Source organism: Nonomuraea jabiensis (genome assembly GCF_014204795.1).
GTDB classification, from domain to species: Bacteria; Actinomycetota; Actinomycetes; order Streptosporangiales; family Streptosporangiaceae; genus Nonomuraea; species Nonomuraea jabiensis.
In genome coordinates this window covers 6,613,907-6,628,662 of the sequence record NZ_JACHMB010000001.1, presented here as the reverse complement: position 1 = coordinate 6,628,662, position 14,756 = coordinate 6,613,907, and the positions used below count along the sequence as shown (strand labels likewise).

General features: G+C 68.3%; 15 protein-coding genes. 9 read left to right on the top strand and 6 right to left on the bottom strand.

Annotation, left to right across the window (positions count from 1 at the left end):
- Positions 1 to 20 precede the first annotated feature (20 nt).
- Positions 21 to 692 carry a GntR family transcriptional regulator gene (locus tag HD596_RS30245; protein ID WP_185072671.1) on the bottom strand — a complete coding sequence of 224 codons (672 nt, stop codon included), beginning with the start codon at positions 690 to 692 and terminating at the stop codon, positions 21 to 23.
- A gap of 92 nt (positions 693 to 784) precedes the next feature.
- Here HD596_RS30245 and HD596_RS30240 point away from each other — a divergent pair, with 92 nt between their 5' ends.
- The 8 genes from HD596_RS30240 (at position 785) to HD596_RS30205 (ending at position 7,752) form a co-directional block, all read left to right on the top strand.
- A complete protein-coding gene (locus tag HD596_RS30240) occupies positions 785 to 1,582 on the top strand; it encodes an FAD binding domain-containing protein (protein ID WP_185072670.1) in 798 nt (265 codons plus the stop codon).
- An 11-nt stretch (positions 1,583 to 1,593) separates the two neighbouring features.
- On the top strand, positions 1,594 to 2,097 hold the full coding sequence (locus HD596_RS30235; protein WP_185072669.1) for a (2Fe-2S)-binding protein: 504 nt from the start codon (positions 1,594 to 1,596) through the stop codon (positions 2,095 to 2,097).
- Positions 2,097 to 3,476 (top strand): xanthine dehydrogenase family protein molybdopterin-binding subunit, encoded by a 1,380-nt coding sequence (locus HD596_RS64990; protein WP_185072668.1) that lies wholly within the window; start codon positions 2,097 to 2,099, stop codon positions 3,474 to 3,476. The genes HD596_RS30235 and HD596_RS64990 overlap by 1 nt, the downstream gene beginning before the upstream one ends.
- A gap of 3 nt (positions 3,477 to 3,479) precedes the next feature.
- Positions 3,480 to 4,496 (top strand): xanthine dehydrogenase family protein molybdopterin-binding subunit, encoded by a 1,017-nt coding sequence (locus tag HD596_RS64985; RefSeq protein ID WP_185072667.1) that lies wholly within the window; start codon positions 3,480 to 3,482, stop codon positions 4,494 to 4,496.
- Positions 4,486 to 5,343 carry an AAA family ATPase gene (locus HD596_RS30220; protein ID WP_185072666.1) on the top strand — a complete coding sequence of 286 codons (858 nt, stop codon included), beginning with the start codon at positions 4,486 to 4,488 and terminating at the stop codon, positions 5,341 to 5,343. The genes HD596_RS64985 and HD596_RS30220 overlap by 11 nt, the downstream gene beginning before the upstream one ends.
- Complete coding sequence (locus HD596_RS30215; protein ID WP_185072665.1) at positions 5,336 to 6,451, top strand: vWA domain-containing protein; 1,116 nt, start codon at positions 5,336 to 5,338, stop codon at positions 6,449 to 6,451. Before HD596_RS30220 ends, HD596_RS30215 begins: the two co-directional genes overlap by 8 nt.
- 5 nt (positions 6,452 to 6,456) lie before the next feature.
- Positions 6,457 to 7,365 carry an amidohydrolase family protein gene (locus HD596_RS30210; protein WP_185072664.1) on the top strand — a complete coding sequence of 303 codons (909 nt, stop codon included), beginning with the start codon at positions 6,457 to 6,459 and terminating at the stop codon, positions 7,363 to 7,365.
- 105 nt (positions 7,366 to 7,470) lie between these two features.
- Complete coding sequence (locus HD596_RS30205) at positions 7,471 to 7,752, top strand: YciI family protein (protein WP_185072663.1); 282 nt, start codon at positions 7,471 to 7,473, stop codon at positions 7,750 to 7,752.
- A 704-nt stretch (positions 7,753 to 8,456) separates the two neighbouring features.
- Here HD596_RS30205 and HD596_RS64980 read toward each other — a convergent pair.
- The 5 genes from HD596_RS64980 to HD596_RS30190 form a co-directional block, all read right to left on the bottom strand.
- Positions 8,457 to 9,665, bottom strand: a complete 1,209-nt coding sequence (locus HD596_RS64980) for a tyrosine-type recombinase/integrase (protein WP_313045116.1) — start codon at positions 9,663 to 9,665, stop codon at positions 8,457 to 8,459.
- Complete coding sequence (locus HD596_RS62225) at positions 9,662 to 10,048, bottom strand: hypothetical protein (protein WP_246554960.1); 387 nt, start codon at positions 10,046 to 10,048, stop codon at positions 9,662 to 9,664. Before HD596_RS62225 ends, HD596_RS64980 begins: the two co-directional genes overlap by 4 nt.
- 463 nt (positions 10,049 to 10,511) lie before the next feature.
- On the bottom strand, positions 10,512 to 11,072 hold the full coding sequence (locus HD596_RS30195) for a site-specific integrase (protein WP_313045112.1): 561 nt from the start codon (positions 11,070 to 11,072) through the stop codon (positions 10,512 to 10,514).
- Positions 10,961 to 11,464 carry a site-specific integrase gene (locus HD596_RS62220; RefSeq protein WP_313045110.1) on the bottom strand — a complete coding sequence of 168 codons (504 nt, stop codon included), beginning with the start codon at positions 11,462 to 11,464 and terminating at the stop codon, positions 10,961 to 10,963. Before HD596_RS62220 ends, HD596_RS30195 begins: the two co-directional genes overlap by 112 nt.
- Before the next feature lie 1,073 nt (positions 11,465 to 12,537).
- Complete coding sequence (locus HD596_RS30190; protein ID WP_185072662.1) at positions 12,538 to 13,326, bottom strand: hypothetical protein; 789 nt, start codon at positions 13,324 to 13,326, stop codon at positions 12,538 to 12,540.
- 314 nt (positions 13,327 to 13,640) lie between these two features.
- Here HD596_RS30190 and HD596_RS30185 point away from each other — a divergent pair, with 314 nt between their 5' ends.
- Positions 13,641 to 14,753 carry a nucleotidyltransferase family protein gene (locus tag HD596_RS30185; protein ID WP_185072661.1) on the top strand — a complete coding sequence of 371 codons (1,113 nt, stop codon included), beginning with the start codon at positions 13,641 to 13,643 and terminating at the stop codon, positions 14,751 to 14,753.
- Positions 14,754 to 14,756 lie beyond the last annotated feature (3 nt).

Genomic DNA, 14,756 nt, shown 5'->3' with positions numbered 1-14,756 from the left:
CGTCGAGAAGGTGCTGACCCCTAATGTTTCGGCGTTCCGTAAGGGTCGTGCGGCGTGTCGGCGTAGGCCCACTGATGGTCACGGGCGTGACGGCAGGCCACCTCGACGTCCCCGGCGCGCATGACGTCCAGCAGCTCGCGGTGCTCGTCGGCGACCCGCTCGAGTTTCGGTCTGGTGACCATGAGAGCGATGGCCGTGCGCGCCTCGATCTGCAGCGCCTCCCAGGCGCGGGTCAGCAGCACGTTGCCGCCGGCCTGCACGACGTGCCGGTGAAACCGCGCGCTGGCCAGGCCGATGCCGTGCACGTCGTTGTCACGGGCGCGGCGGTACATCTCCTCAACCTCCTCCCCCAGCCGGTCGAAGGGGAGGGTTCCGGCCAGCATGGCGAGCCGCGTCGCGGTCTCCTCAAGGGCCGCCCGCACGATGTACGCCTCGCGGATGGTCTGCTCGGCGAAGGGAAGCACCCGGCTGCCGTGACGAGGCCGGCCGTCGATGAGGCCGAGGCCCTCAAGCTGCCGAAGCGCCTCCCGGACCGGGGCCTGACTCGTTCCGAACTCGATGGCGATCTTCGTCTCGATGAGCCGGTCGCCCTCGCCGAGTTCGCCGGAGACGATCCGTTGCAGCAGACCGTCGCGGATCTGCCGGCTCAGCGTCGGTCGCGCGGAGCGCGGGCTCCCCGTGGGTTCCGACAAGAAACCTCCTGACGTTGAGAGGGCCCAGAAGGCCCTTGACTCTTCGATCATGCCACGTAAGTTAATTATCGATATCGATAACTGGAGTGCACATGCTGACCTCCGTTCAGACACCCGAGAGTCCCGAAGCGGCTCGTGCGGCGCTTCAGGCCGGGGCCGTGCCCCTCGGCGGCGGCACCTACCTGCTGGCCCGCCTGGACGAGCAGGCCGGCCGCGACCTGCGGCTGGTCAGCCTGCGCCGGGCGGGACTGTCCGGCATCGACGTCGAGGGCGACACGGTGACCCTGGGCGCGGCCACCACTCTCGCCGACATCGAGGACGACGATCGGTTGAGCTACCTGTCCGGCTGTGTACGGTCGATCGCCGCGCCGCCGGTCCGCAGCCTCGCCACCGTGGCCGGCAACCTTTTCGTGCCGCAACCGTACGGGGACCTGGCGGCGGCTCTTCTGGCCCTGGACGCGGAGCTGGACGTGCTCGGCGCCGACGGCGCCCGTCGCGAGCCGCTGGAGCGGGTCGTCACCGATGGCCTGCGGACGGGCGACCTGGTGACCCGCGTCCAGTTCGCCGCGCCGGCAAAGGACACGTTCCGGTTCTACAAGGCGAGCCGGCGGCGGCTCAACTCGGGGTCCATCGTGACGGTGGCGGCCCGGATCACGATCGAGGACGGCCTGGTCAGCGACATCCGTCTCGTGCTCGGCGGCCTGGCGCGACGCCTGGTACGTGCGGTCGGCGCGGAACGCGTTCTGCTGGGCGCGCCGCTGAACGCCGAAGTCGTCGCCCGGGCGGCCGGAGCCGACGTCATTGAGCCGTTCGACGACGCCTACGCCTCGGCCTGGTACCGCGCTCGGGTCTACCCCGTCCACCTGCGTCGCGCCCTGCTGGGGGCCTGAAAGGGGATCGCATGCCCTCGACAATCGTCACGCTCAAGGTGAACGGCACCGAGCGGGAGCTCATCGCCCGGCCGTCGACGACGCTGCTGAGCGCACTGCGCGACACATTGGGCCTGATGGGGGCCAAGCGCGGCTGCGCGCAAGGGGGCTGCGGCAGCTGCACGGTGCTACTGGACGGCCGGCCCGTGGTCTCGTGCCTGATCCCCGTCGTGACGATCGACGGCTCTGCCGTGGAGACGATCGAGGGCCTGGCCGAGGGCGACCGGCTCGGCGACGTACAGCAGGCGTTCGTCGACCTCTTCGCGACGCAATGCGGGTTCTGCACCCCGGGGATGATCATGTCCGCCACGGCCCTGCTCAACCGGAAGCCGGATCCGACCCGCCAAGATGTCACCGAGGCGATCTGCGGGAACGTCTGCCGCTGCACGGGATACGAGCCGATCATCGCCGCCGTCCTCGCCGCCGCGCAACGCCGCCGCGGCGCCCCGCTCACGAACGCGGAGGCCGAGGTCTGATGGCACGCCTCACCCCGATCGACACCGCGTACTTCAAGGGCGAGCGCGCGGGCGACTTCGCCGTCATCGGCTCCGCCGTCCCGCGCTCGGACGCCCGCGCTCACGTCACCGGCCGCACGGTCTTCTTCGAGGACATGGCGCCGCCGGAGATGACGCACGTCAAGATCCACCGGTCCACGCGGCACCACGCCCTCATCAACCGGGTCGACGTCTCCGGCGCCCTCGGGGTCCCGGGCGTGCTTCGGGTCATCACTCACCAGGACGTGCCGAACAACTGGTACACCGTGCTGCGCCTGATCGGCGTGGGACCTGACGACGAGCCGGTGCTGGCCGAGGATCGGGTCCTGTACCGCGGCGAGCCGATCGTCGCCGTCGTCGCCGAGACCGAGGACGCCGCCCGCGAGGGCGCGGCCCGGGTCACGGTCGACTACACCGACCTGCCCGCCGTCTTCGACGTCGAGGAGGCGCTGGCCGACGGCGCCCCGATCATCAAACAGGCGGGCGCCAACCACTTCGCGTACGAGGGACATCACTGCCGCCGGATCCGCTTCGGCGACGTCGAGCGAGGTTTCGCCGAGGCGGACCGCATCATCGAGGGCCGCTACAGCTCCTCCCCCATCGAACACGCGCCGACCGAGCCGACCGGCTGCATCGTCGTCCCTCAGGGCGACGGCCGGCTGCGCATACACACCAACACCCAGGCCGCCTTCTTCACCCTCGACAACACCGCGCTCATTCTCGGCGTCCCGCCTACCAACCTGCGCGTCGTCGGGGGCACCGTGGGAGGCGGCTTCGGCGGCAAGGTCGATGTCATCGTCGAGCCACTCGCGTGCATCGCCGCCATGCTCACCGGCCGGCCGACCAAGTACGTCTACAGCCGCGCCGAGGAGATGCAGGTGTCGTCCCCCCGAGCGGCCGAGCGCATCTCCATCAAGGACGGCGTCATGGACGACGGCCGGATCGTCGCCCGCAAGATCACGCTCTACGTGGACGCGGGCGCGTACTCCCGGCACAGCCCGTACGGCACCACCAAGGCGGCGGCGCACATGCCCGGCCCATACACGATCCCGAACGTCCATGTCGACGCGTACTGCGTCTACACCAACCGCACGCCGTCCAGCGCCATGCGCGGGTTCGGCGTCACGATCGGCGACTTCGCGCTGGAGTCGCACATGGACCGCATCGCCCGGGAGCTGAACATGGACCCGCTGCGGCTCCGGCTCAAGAATGCCTACCGTGACGGCGACATGAAAGCTCATCGCAAGATCGCGTCCGGCACGGCGTTGGTCGAGGTGATCCAGAGCGCCGCCGACCTGGTGGGGCACGACCTTCCGCCGGAGTACCGGGCGATGTCCTCGACCGAACGACCGGAGGGTTGAGCGATGGCGTTACGGCACGGCCGCGGATACGCGGCGGTCAACTACCCGACCGGCATGAACCTCGGGGGCGACCCGTCGCAGGCACTCGTCCACGCCACCACGATGGGCGGATTCGTCGTCACGCTCTCCTCGGTGGATCTCGGCCAGGGGCTGCGGACGGTCATCGCCCAATGCGCGGCCGAGACACTCGGCATCCCGATCGAGAACATCATCGTCGACACCGCCGACACCGACACCGGCCCGCACTGCATGGGAACGTTCGCCAGCCGCGGCACCCACCGCGTCGGCAACGCCGTGATCATGGCGGCGCGAGAGGCCAGGGAGGTCATGCTCCAGGTCGCCGCCGACGAACTGGAGGTCGACGCGGAGGACCTGGAGACCGACGGCACGGGCTTCGTCCGCCTCAAGGGATCGTCGGAAAAGAAGATCCACATCAGCGACGTCGCGCTCGCCGCGCACTTCCGGCAGGGCCGGACCATCTCCGGCCGGGGCATCTACCTCAAGGAGCCGAGCTCGCCGGTGCCGGAGACCGGCGAGATGGACCCGGACTCCTGCCAGGCGCACGCGTGCACGGTGGCCGAGGTCGCGGTCGACGACGAGACCGGCGTGATCGAGGTGCTGCGGCTCTACAACACCTACGAGATCGGCCGGGCGCTCAACCCGGCCCTCGCGACGCAGCAGGTCGAGGGCGGCGCCTGGATGGGCCTGTCGCACGCGTTGTTCGAATCGACCGAACCGTACTATCCGCACTCGCGCGAGCACGGCCCGGTCGATTTCACCGAATACCTGATGCCCGGGCCGGCCGACATCCCGGCGCAGACCAGCCTGTTCCTCGAACGGCCCGCCGGCAACGGGCCGTTCGGGGCCAAGGGGATCGGCGAGATGACGGCGAACGCGCCGATCCCCGCGATCGCCAACGCCGTGTACGACGCGGTCGGCGTACGGCTGACGAGCATGCCCTTCACCCCGGAGAAGGTGCTGCGCGGACTCGACGAGTTGCGGGCCGGCCGTGCTGGTTGATCAGGACACGCTGGGCCGGCGGCTGGGCGCGGAGGGCTACCTCGCCGACGAGGGTCTGCTCACCGCCCTCCACCTGGCGGGCACGCTCGGGCTCCCGCTGCTGCTGGAGGGCGAGCCGGGGGTCGGCAAGACCGAGGTCGCGAACGTCCTGGCCCGGGTCCTCGGCCGCGAGCTGATCCGGCTGCAGTGCTACGAAGGGCTGGACGCCTCCCAGGCCCTGTACGAGTGGGACTACCCCAAACAGTTGCTGTCCCTGCGGGCCGCCGAGGTGGACAGGCGCGGCATCGGCGACCTGTACCGCGAGGAGTTCCTGCTGCAGCGGCCGTTACTGCGGTCGCTGCGGGCGGCATCCGGCGCGGTGCTGCTGATCGACGAGATCGACCGGGCGGACAGCGAGTTCGAGGCCTTCCTTCTGGAGTTCCTCGGCGACTTCCAGATCACCATCCCGGAGATCGGCACCATCACGGCGGCGAGCGTCCCGTTCGTCGTCCTCACCTCGAACCGGACCCGCGAACTGCACGACGCGCTCAAGCGCCGGTGCCTCTACCACTGGATCCCCTTTCCCGACGCCGAACGGGAGCGAGCGATCATCCGGGCTCAGGCGCCGGGCCTGGACGAGAGAAGCGCGGCCCGCCTCGTGGCCGCCGTGCATCGCATCCGCGGACTGGCTCTGCTGAAACACCCGGGCATCGCCGAGTCGGTCTCCTGGGCCCGTGGCGTGCAGACGCTGACCCGCGAGGGTTCAAGCTGGCTGGAGGCGATGCGCCGGTCCGCGGGGCTGCTCGTCAAGCACGAGGAGGACCTCGCGCTCCTCGGCCGCCACACCGCGGAGGTGTTCGGTGACTGAGCAGTCCCTCCTCGTACGCATCGGCGATCATGTGCACGGGTTCCTGCGGGACCTGCACGATCGGGGCCTGCCCGTACCGGTGCCCAAACAGCGGGTCTTCCTTCAGGCGATCGAGGCCGTCGGCCCGCGCGACGCCACACACCTCTACTGGATCGGGGTGGCCACGCTCACCACCTCCCACGAAGACCTGGAGGTGTACTCCCCCACGTTCGAGCACTGGTTCGGGGAGGCTACGGCACGGCGCGTCCCCGATGACGAGTTCCCCGATGACGAGGCCCCCACGCCGCGCGGAAAGGGGGACGAGGCTCCTCTCACGGCGACGTTGGGCGGGGAGGCGGGTCTGAAGGCCGGCTCCTCGGAGCGTGAGAGACGCCCGGTGTTCGGCCCGGCGAGCGAGGACGACCGGGCGGTGCTCTCGCTGCTGCGGCGGGAACTACCCGGAGCGGTGCCGACGATCCGGTCGCGACGTCGGCGGCCTGCCCGGCGAGGTCCGTGGATCGACGTCGCCAGGATCTGCCGTGAGTCCAGGCGCAGCCACGGGGAGATCGTGACGTTGCGCCGGCGCAACCGTCCGCGGCGGCAGCGCCGTGTGCTGCTGCTCATCGACGTGTCCGGGTCGATGAAGCAGCACAGCGCCCACTACCTCCGCTTCGCCCACGCCGTGGTCGGCCGGCTCGACCGCGTCGAGGTGTTCACCTTCGGAACCCGGCTGACCCGCGTCACCGAACTACTGCGCGCACGGCACGTCGACGCGGCCGTCGGCTCGCTGAGCGCCGTCGTCCTGGACGCCGAGGGCGGGACGCGGATCGGCGCTTCGCTCCAGGAGTTCCTCGCCAACGCCCGGCATGTCACCGTGGCGCGCGGCGCCCTGGTGATCGTGCTCTCCGACGGCCTGGAACGCGGCGACTGCCGGCCCATGCAGGCGGCCGTACGGCGGTTGTCGCTGCTGAGCCACCGGTTGCTGTGGTGGTCGCCGCTCGCTTGCGACCCGGCGTACCGGCCGCTCACCCGCGGCATGTCGGCCGTGCTCGGCAGCGTGGACGCGCTCGCGGGCGTGCGCGACCTGCGTACGGCGTACGAGCAGGTACAGACCTTGATCAGGGAGTGATCGTCATGCCGGAGGCGACCCGCTACTCGGGCGACATCGTCGACTCGCACCACCACATCTGGCGGGCCGGGGACCTACCCTGGCTGTCCGGACCGATGGTGCCGCGGATCTTCGGCCCGTACGAGCCGATCAGGCGGGACTACCTGATCGACGAGTACATCGCCGACGCCACGGCCTCAGGCATCAGCGAGTCGGTCTACGTCCAGACGAACTGGCCGCTCGACCGGGTTGTGGACGAGGTGCGCTGGCTTCACGAGGTTCATCAGGAGGCAGGTCGGCCGATGGCCGTCATCGGATCGGCCGACATGTTCGACGAGAGCGCTCCGGACACCATGCGACGACAGGCCGCGCTCACACCGCTGATCCGGGGGATCCGTCAGCAACTGCACTGGCACGAGCGCCTGGAGTTCCGGTTCGCCACTGCGCCCGATCGTATGAAGGATCCGGTCTTCCGTAAGAACATCGGCGCGCTCGCCGACCGCGGCTGGCTGTTCGAGCTGCAAGTCTTTCCCGAACAGATGCCGGATGCGGTCGAGCTGGCGGCGGCTTTCCCTGACGTCACCTTCGTCCTGGTGCACGCGGGCATGCTCATCGGGCTCGAGTACCTGGAGTCGTGGCGGGACGGGATGGCCGCGCTGGCCGAGCGGCAGAACATCGTCGTCAAGCTCACCGGGCAGGGCACCTTCGTCCACCGGGTGGATCCCGACCTCATCTCCTTCGTCGCAGACGAGGTGATCGGCTGGTTCGGTGCCGGCCGAGCCATGTTCGGCACCAACTTCCCGGTCGAGAAGATCTGGACCACGATGCCGCACCTGGTCGACGCGTGGAAGAACGCACTGACTCATCTCCCACCCGCCGACCAACACGACATCTTCGCCGGCAACGCACGACGAGTGTACGGGCTGGAGGGCTGACCTGAAACTGCTGGGACTCGGGCCGCGGGGCTCGGAGAGCTTCGACCGGCAACGTCAGACGGTCCCGGTCGCCAACGGAATTGACGTGAAAAGGAGTATCTCGGCATGGCACTTTTCGTCCTGACCTACGGCTACAACGACACCCCGTTGAGAGCGGAGCGCCGCGACGACCATCTCGCACACCTGAACAAGCTCTTTGAGGAGGGCAGCCTCGTCGCGGCCGGCCCTTACACGGACCTGACGGCCGGCATGATCGTCCTACAGGCCGAGGACGAGACCGCGGCGCAGGCGCTCGTCGACCAGGACCCATACACACGACTACAGGTCACCAGGGATCGCCAGCTGCGCCAGTGGCGCGTGACGGTCGGCTCGCTCGGCTCTGGCTAGAGTTCGCCCCTTCTGCACCGTGGCCTTCCTGGCCTTCCTGTCCAGCGGGATCGAGGAGATGTCCTGTCGGCCGAAGACCAGCTCTCCTATGCCGGGAAGGGCGTCGCTGGTGTCTCATCTCGCGATCGTTCACCTGGAGGTGGGCGGCGTGATGGGTCATTCGGAGGAGAAGGCGGCGTCGAAAGCCGCGGCTGGTGAAGGTTGCTCGTACGCGTTCGATCTGCCGCAGGCCGGGGCCTCGCCAACAAATCCTGACCCAACACAGCGGTGTCAAGATAGGGGAACAGATGGCACATAATGGCGACGGTCAAGAACGCATGGTTGCTCGGTGGTTGCTCGCGTGTACGCGATACGGCGCGGCATTCATCGCCACTTCCCGGCACAATGATGGGCATGATCGCGGACAGAACGGTACAGAACGTCTTCCCGCGACACTCAGCGGCACTGATCGAACCGACTCATCCTGGACGGCGTCGCTGGTCGGCGTTGCCTTGATGGGCGGTCAAGCCTTGTCCAAGTCGGCTCGTCTTGCTGGCCAGGCCGCTGGTGACCAGCAGATAAAAGATCCGCTGCTTCTCGCAGCGATCCTCTCGGCCCCGTTCACAGCACAGGCCGGGGATCGATCGGCTGGCCGTCTGCGCATAGCCGTTGAGAGCAACAGGCAGGCCCGCCGGCGAATCGGCGGGCCTGCCTGGGTGAGTGGCTCAGGTAGTGGTCGTGCCGACATGGTTCGGCAGGGTGATCAGCCGGACGGTCTGGGCGCCTGCGGCTGCAGTGTTGACCAGGGCGGCGGTGGATTCGGTGGCGGCGCGGGCCACCTCTGGGTAGACGCTGGTGTATGTGTCACGGGTGAAGGTGGATGAGACGTGGCCGAGGGTCTCCTGCACGACCTTCAGGTCGACCCCGGCAGCGAGCATGAGCGAGGCCGCGCCATGGCGCAGGTCGTGCAGCCGCACCGGCGGCAGCCCCACCTGGAAGGCCAGCTGGTAGAAGTGGTCGCTGACCTGCTGCGGATGCAGTGGCCCGCCGATCTCGTCAGTGAAGACGAACCCGCTGTCCGCCCAGGCCTCACCCGCGATCAACCGCTCGGCGGCTTGGCGCTTGCGATGGGCACGCAGCGCGGTGACGGTGTCCTCATCCAACGCAATAGTGCGGTCGCTGGCCTCGGTCTTCGGCCTGCCCTGTACCGGCTCCCAGCCCAGCTGGGTGATCTGCCAATGCACCCCGGCCGTTCCGGCGGCCAGGTCGACGTCCTTCCAGCGCAGCCCGACCGCCTCACCCCGGCGCAGCCCGCGCAGGGCGATCAACCGGTACAGCGCTGACAGCCGGTGGGTGGCCGCCTGGGCGAGGAAGGCGAAGGTGTGGGAGGGCGTCCACACCATCACCGGCGATGGCCTCGGCACGGACGCGTACACGTTGATCATGCCGGCGCGGCTGAGCCGGGCCCCGCGCCGCCGCGCCTCGACATCGAGCCGGTGCTGCAGGTCGCGGTTCCAGGCGGCGACCCGCTCGTCGGTCCACACCAGCGCCTTGGGACGTTCGGCATCGGGGAGCTCAACGACCGCGGCGGGGTTGAAGCCGATCAGCCGATCCTGCTTGATCGCAATGTTGAGCGCGTGCCGCAGGGTCGCACGGATGCGGTGCATGGTGCCGGGGCCAACAGGCCGCCGGTAACGGACCTTGGCCCGCTCCTCCGGATCGCCGCTTGTGCGGGCGGTGGCGATGACGTCGTTGAACTCCTCGATCGCATCGAACATGCCGGCCACATCCGACACCCGCAGCCGATCCAGCCGGATATCGCCCAGGTAGGGGGCGAAGTACAGGCGGATGTGCGCCTCATACGAGCGGCGGGTGGTGACGTCGATCTTCCGCTTGCGCCGCAGGAACTCCTGCATCCACTCGGCCACGGTCACGGTGGGGTTGAGGTCCTGTCGGGTGCGGACCTTGCGCCGTACTTCTTCGACCGGCGGCAGCGCCTTGGTGTCCTTGAGCACCACAGCATCAGCTCCGTGACCTTCCGCTGGACGTGCGGGTCCTCATCCAGCGCCAGCAGCGCCCGGGCATGCTCCAGTTCGGCCTCCACCTCCTCCAGCGTGGCAAAGCCCCGGCGGCGCAGCGGATTACGCCGCCGACCGTCGGCGTGCGCGGGCAGCTCCAGCTGGTAGGCCCACCGGCCAGGGGTGCTGCTCCACCACTCCCCGCCGCCCGGACGGCGCAGCTTCGGGCAAGTCTTGCCCAGTTTCTTGCCGGTCGCCTCGTCACGGCAGGAACACGTCTTGAAGGTGGTTCCGTTCATCGTCGCTGTCGCGCCTTCCTCTTGTTCGCTGACGTCGCGTCGCCGACCACTCGACGCCGCGCTTCCTCCGGCGCTCCCCCATCCCCGCGACCCCCGCCGATCGCCGTCGGCGCCGGTATGACCGGCGCAGGACACCACCAGCGGCATCGCGTACCCGGCCCATCACCGCACGGTCGCCGTCCGGCGGCCCGGAGTGGGGATTTGCCGTGCCCCGGGCCGGAGGGCGGCCCCGGTCGGCCCGCACAGGCCCGTCATGGGGCCGCAGCGGGGATGTTCGGGGCCACCGGATGCCCCGGGGCGGTCGGTATCGACGCCCACCTCCGTTGCCCATGTCAAGCTTTTGATCCGTAGGTTCCGGGTTCGAGCCCCGGGCGCCCTACCACCCCCGCCTGCGACTCTTTCCCTTATGGGAAGGTTTCTTGCTGATCGTGAGACACATGTGGGTCACAGCTGGGTCATTTCGTCATGCCGCCGCCTTCGCGAGGTTGCGGGCGGTCCTGCGCGTCTTGCCCAGAACCAGCCGCGCGATCTCCCGGGCTGAGCGGTGGTACACCTCGGGCAGTACCGAGGTGTAGATGTCGGAGGTCACCACGATGCTGCCGTGTCCGAGCGTGCCTTGCACCGCCCGTAGGTCGGAGCCGCAGGCCAGGGCGAGGCTGGCGGTGCCGTGGCGTAGGTCGTGCAGCCGGATCGGGGGCAGACCGCTCGCGTGGACGAGGTTGCGGAACCGGACGGTGAGATAGTCCGGCCGCAGTGGAGATCCGTCCACCCGCGTGAAGACCGGGCCCGTTTCCCGCCAGGCGTCGCCCAGCCTTTGCCGCTCGGTCTGCTCGTGACGGCGCAGCAGGCGGACGGTTTCCGGGTCCAGGGCGATGATCCGCCGGCTGGCGGCGCTTTTCGGCGGGCAGGCGATCAGTCCGGTGTCGGTGTGCACCAATTGCCGGTTGACGGCCAGTTCCCGCCGGTCCAGGTCCAGGTCGATCCAGCGTGGCCCGGCCGCCTCTCCGCGGCGTAGCCGGTCCACACCGCCACCGTCGGGCGTTCGTCCTCGCGCCGCCAGGCGGCCACCCGCCGGTCGGTCCATACCTGCGGATACGGCCGCGAGGGCGCGGGCAGCCGGATCATGCGTGCCGGGTCGGCGGCGATCAGGCCCTCACGCACTGCGGCGTTCAATGCCGCGCGAAGCGTGGCGCGGATGCGGTGCAGGGTGGAAGGCGCGATCGGCTTGCCGTAGCGGGTGCGCCGCCCGGCCAGGGCGGCGAACATGCGGCTGATGTCCCGGGCGGTCAGCTGGGCCAGCTCGATCCGGCCCAGATACGGGACCAGATGCAGGCGTACATGATCGGCGTAACCTTCGCGGGTGCTCGGCCGCAGTCCCTGCTGCGTCTGCAGCCAGCAGCGCAGCCATCGTGCCACCGTGTATCCCGCACCCGGCCCACTGTCCTGATCGGCGGCCATCGCCTCACTGCCCGCGTGGTGGGCCTGCTCGGCGTGGCGAACCCGCCGCGCTGGAGCCGCTCGCGGCGTCCGGCCGGGCCGCGCACCTGCACCGCGAAGTACCAGCTGCCGTGCTCGTCCTCGTCCAGTCGTACGCAGCGCCGGCCGAGTTGCCTGCCGGAGGCTGCATCGACGCATCCGCACCGCTTGTACACGACGATGCAATCGTGGCGATGTCTCATCTGTCCTGCCCTTTCCTGATGGATGTTGTCGTCAAGGGTCAGGCGACTCCTGACGCCCTCGGCCGACAACAGAGCGAGAGCAAGACTCGGAGCGGGCAGGAGAGCCATCTTCTCATCCAGCATTCTTCGCCCTCAGGCTGGTCGATTACCGGTTGCCATCTGTACCGCCGCCTGACCACCACAGCGATGGTGTTGGTCGAAGCGAAACAAGATCACCCACCCGGGAGCCGCGGGGAGCCAAGAAGACCTTCGCCGGATCGACCACCACGCGTGGCAGCGCATCGCCCGACGACTCCTTCGCAAACACCGGATACCCCGCGTCAGCTGCGGAGATTCTGCTACCAGGGCTGGAGATTCGCCGAAGGATCGATAGCGTTCCGCGGCGCATCCAGCGTCACGATCGTCCGCTACCGATACCGGGGAGCGGTCATTCCCACCCGGTGGACCATCGAACCGGCAACCACAAGCTGACCACCGGGCAAGACACGTGGAGAGCCCGTTGCATCGAGAGGCGCACGGCGGGTTCGGGACGGCGGCTCAGGGAATGGAACGCCGGCAACACCGACACCGCGCCCTGGGCCGACTGCACAAGCCCAGGCGGCCGATCCCGACGGGCGTAGTAGCCGAAGACCGAGATGTCCAGGACGTGGCAGGCCACCTCCACGGGGACGCCTCCAAGGAAGATACTTAACGATATGTCGGCTCCAGATTGTTGAGCACCCTAGAGACGTTGATCGTGTGCACCGTCTGGAGAGGCTATTGGCCATGATGGCGACAAGGGGCGCGAGAACGGCGCCCCAAGAGGCACGCTCACCACTCCCAGCGAAAGCCGGCGGCCGCGTTTTCCATGAACGGCAGGAAGCGCTGGACACTGTATCCCTTGTCTAGCGTGACCGGCTCTTCGGACAGAACGTTGCCGCCCTGATAGTCGTCCCAGATCGCCCACCACACTCGTTTCGGCAGCCGGCAGGGCTCGAACTCGACCGCTATGGACACCGATCGGGTCCGCGCATTGGCAACCCGGCGGTACTCGGTGTCGACTCGCCGCGACCGTCCATATTCGCTCAGGTACTCGAATGTGGCGTACTCTCCTTTGCGCAGCGACCTGCCCAGCGAGATCTCGATGACGGACGGCGCTCGCCTTGCATCATCGGGCAGAACCTTGCCGCCGTAGACCATGGTGAATCTTGCTGGCCTGGGTGACGCGAAACAGGGGTAACGGTCGACGCCGTCTTCCCAGGCGAGAATACCGTGGGTCGATCGATGGGCGGCCGCGCGCCCCGAGGCGTCGATGGCCCGTCGCTCGAAAACCATGACAGTACGGTGCAGCTGCGGAACAGGCAACTTCTGCGGCATCCGCAAGGTGTTCAGCAGCGGCATGGGCCGCTGCGCCATCCTGCCCTCGTATGTTTCCCATAACGCGTTCTCGTCCGCGGCGGACATCTGAAACGCGTCGATGAACCAACAGAGTGTCTGCGGGCTGATGCTGTGACCTCCCAGGGCGCGATATACCAGGTCTTTGGACTTGCGCGGCAGCGATCTCTCCCCCTCCGGACGATCGCCCGTTGCCCAGAGGTGGTTCGCGATGACCCTAGCCACGGCCGCCTGACTAAGCGCACCGGATGGGCTGCTCCTGAGCTGCTGACGTCGCCAGAGCTCACGATACGGTGCAGACTCGAGCAGCACACGGAGCAATTGCCCGGTCCTCTCGGCCGTGCCATCCCAGCGTTGTCCCGACATATTCGTGCTCCTCACGCATCATGCGACATAGCTGCGACAAACGACTGCTTTCCTGCCTCCATCGCCGACCGGTGAGCCTCGAGAAAACCGGTCGCGGCTTCGTTATGCCCGAAGAGAGTAAGGGGCTGGCGCCCACAACAAGGATCGTTCTGCCGGATCCATAGAGGTGAAGAATGTCAATAGATGTCCCGTCCGCCGGCCTGTCCGGTGCCGGAGAACTCGGGAACCTGTACGAACGTCGTCCAGATGCCCCACTGGCGAAGGGCGATCACGTGAACGGCGTGCGCGTGCTGGGATTCGCGTTCAACTACCCGGCGAGAGAGCTCGGCCGGGACGCCGACGTGCTCTTGCTCGACGGTGACGAGGATTACGACGAGCCTCCGGCTCGCCCGGTACCGTCCCGCCGTGACGAGGAGAACGGCACACGGATCGACCGGTACGGATGTCATCCAGCGCAGAGTTTGCGGCCCGGACTACTGATCAGGGCGCAGGATCTCGCGCCCCACTTACCGTCGGCCGTGGACAGCGCGATCTTCCGGTCCGCAGGCGGAGGCGTAGTAAGACGACTGATCGAGGCGGCCGACGCTCAGGGGCACTCGATGTGGCTCATCGGCGGTGCCACTCGCGATCTGCTCAAGGGCGCGCCCGAGAACGACCTGGACTTCTGCGGCACGATTCCCGTCGGAGAGATGCACGATCTCGCCGGTGAGGCGTTGGCCCGCAACGACGCCGGGGACTACCGCCTCCGCGTGTCACCCCGTCGAGTCTTCTCGATCAAGCCGGAGGTCGGCGGCGAACGCATCCTGGAATACAAACCCCTGGCCTTGACCGGCTTGCGCTTCCCGGCCTCGGGAGGCGATCTCAACGAGGACGCGGCCTGCCGAGACCTCACAGTCAACAGCATCTACTACGACCCGATGAAAGAGGTCGTCGCCGACCCTACCGGGAAGGGGGTCGAGCACCTCTTCTCTGTGCCCTTGAAGCTGGTCACCCCCTATTGCGGCGACGATCCGATGGAACAAGCGCAAATCGTGCTCCGCGGGCTAAAATTCTGGCTCCGCTGGCCCGATGCCGACGTCTCACAGCTCACGGAGTGGGCAAGGTCCCTTCCCGACGACCTCCCTGAGCGGATTCCGGATGGCGCATGGTTCACCGTTGAGGGCGCTTGGGAAAGGTGCGTTCGCAAGCGGCACAGGACCAGGGCTCGGGAACTGGCCGATCGCCTTGGCCCGGCCGCGAGGCGTTTGCTCGATGCCTTGCTGAGTGGGGCCTCGGATGACGCATAGGCC

Bases quoted from the DNA above. Each gene is read 5' to 3' on its own strand.
- HD596_RS30240 (WP_185072670.1), top strand. From the start codon at position 785: ATGCTGACCTCCGTTCAGACACCCGAGAGTCCCGAAGCGGCTCGTGCG.
- HD596_RS30235 (WP_185072669.1), top strand. From the start codon at position 1,594: ATGCCCTCGACAATCGTCACGCTCAAGGTGAACGGCACCGAGCGGGAG.
- HD596_RS64990 (WP_185072668.1), top strand. From the start codon at position 2,097: ATGGCACGCCTCACCCCGATCGACACCGCGTACTTCAAGGGCGAGCGC.
- HD596_RS64985 (WP_185072667.1), top strand. From the start codon at position 3,480: ATGGCGTTACGGCACGGCCGCGGATACGCGGCGGTCAACTACCCGACC.
- HD596_RS30210 (WP_185072664.1), top strand. From the start codon at position 6,457: ATGCCGGAGGCGACCCGCTACTCGGGCGACATCGTCGACTCGCACCAC.
- HD596_RS30205 (WP_185072663.1), top strand. From the start codon at position 7,471: ATGGCACTTTTCGTCCTGACCTACGGCTACAACGACACCCCGTTGAGA.
- HD596_RS62225 (WP_246554960.1), bottom strand. From the start codon at position 10,048: ATGAACGGAACCACCTTCAAGACGTGTTCCTGCCGTGACGAGGCGACC.
- HD596_RS30185 (WP_185072661.1), top strand. From the start codon at position 13,641: ATGTCAATAGATGTCCCGTCCGCCGGCCTGTCCGGTGCCGGAGAACTC.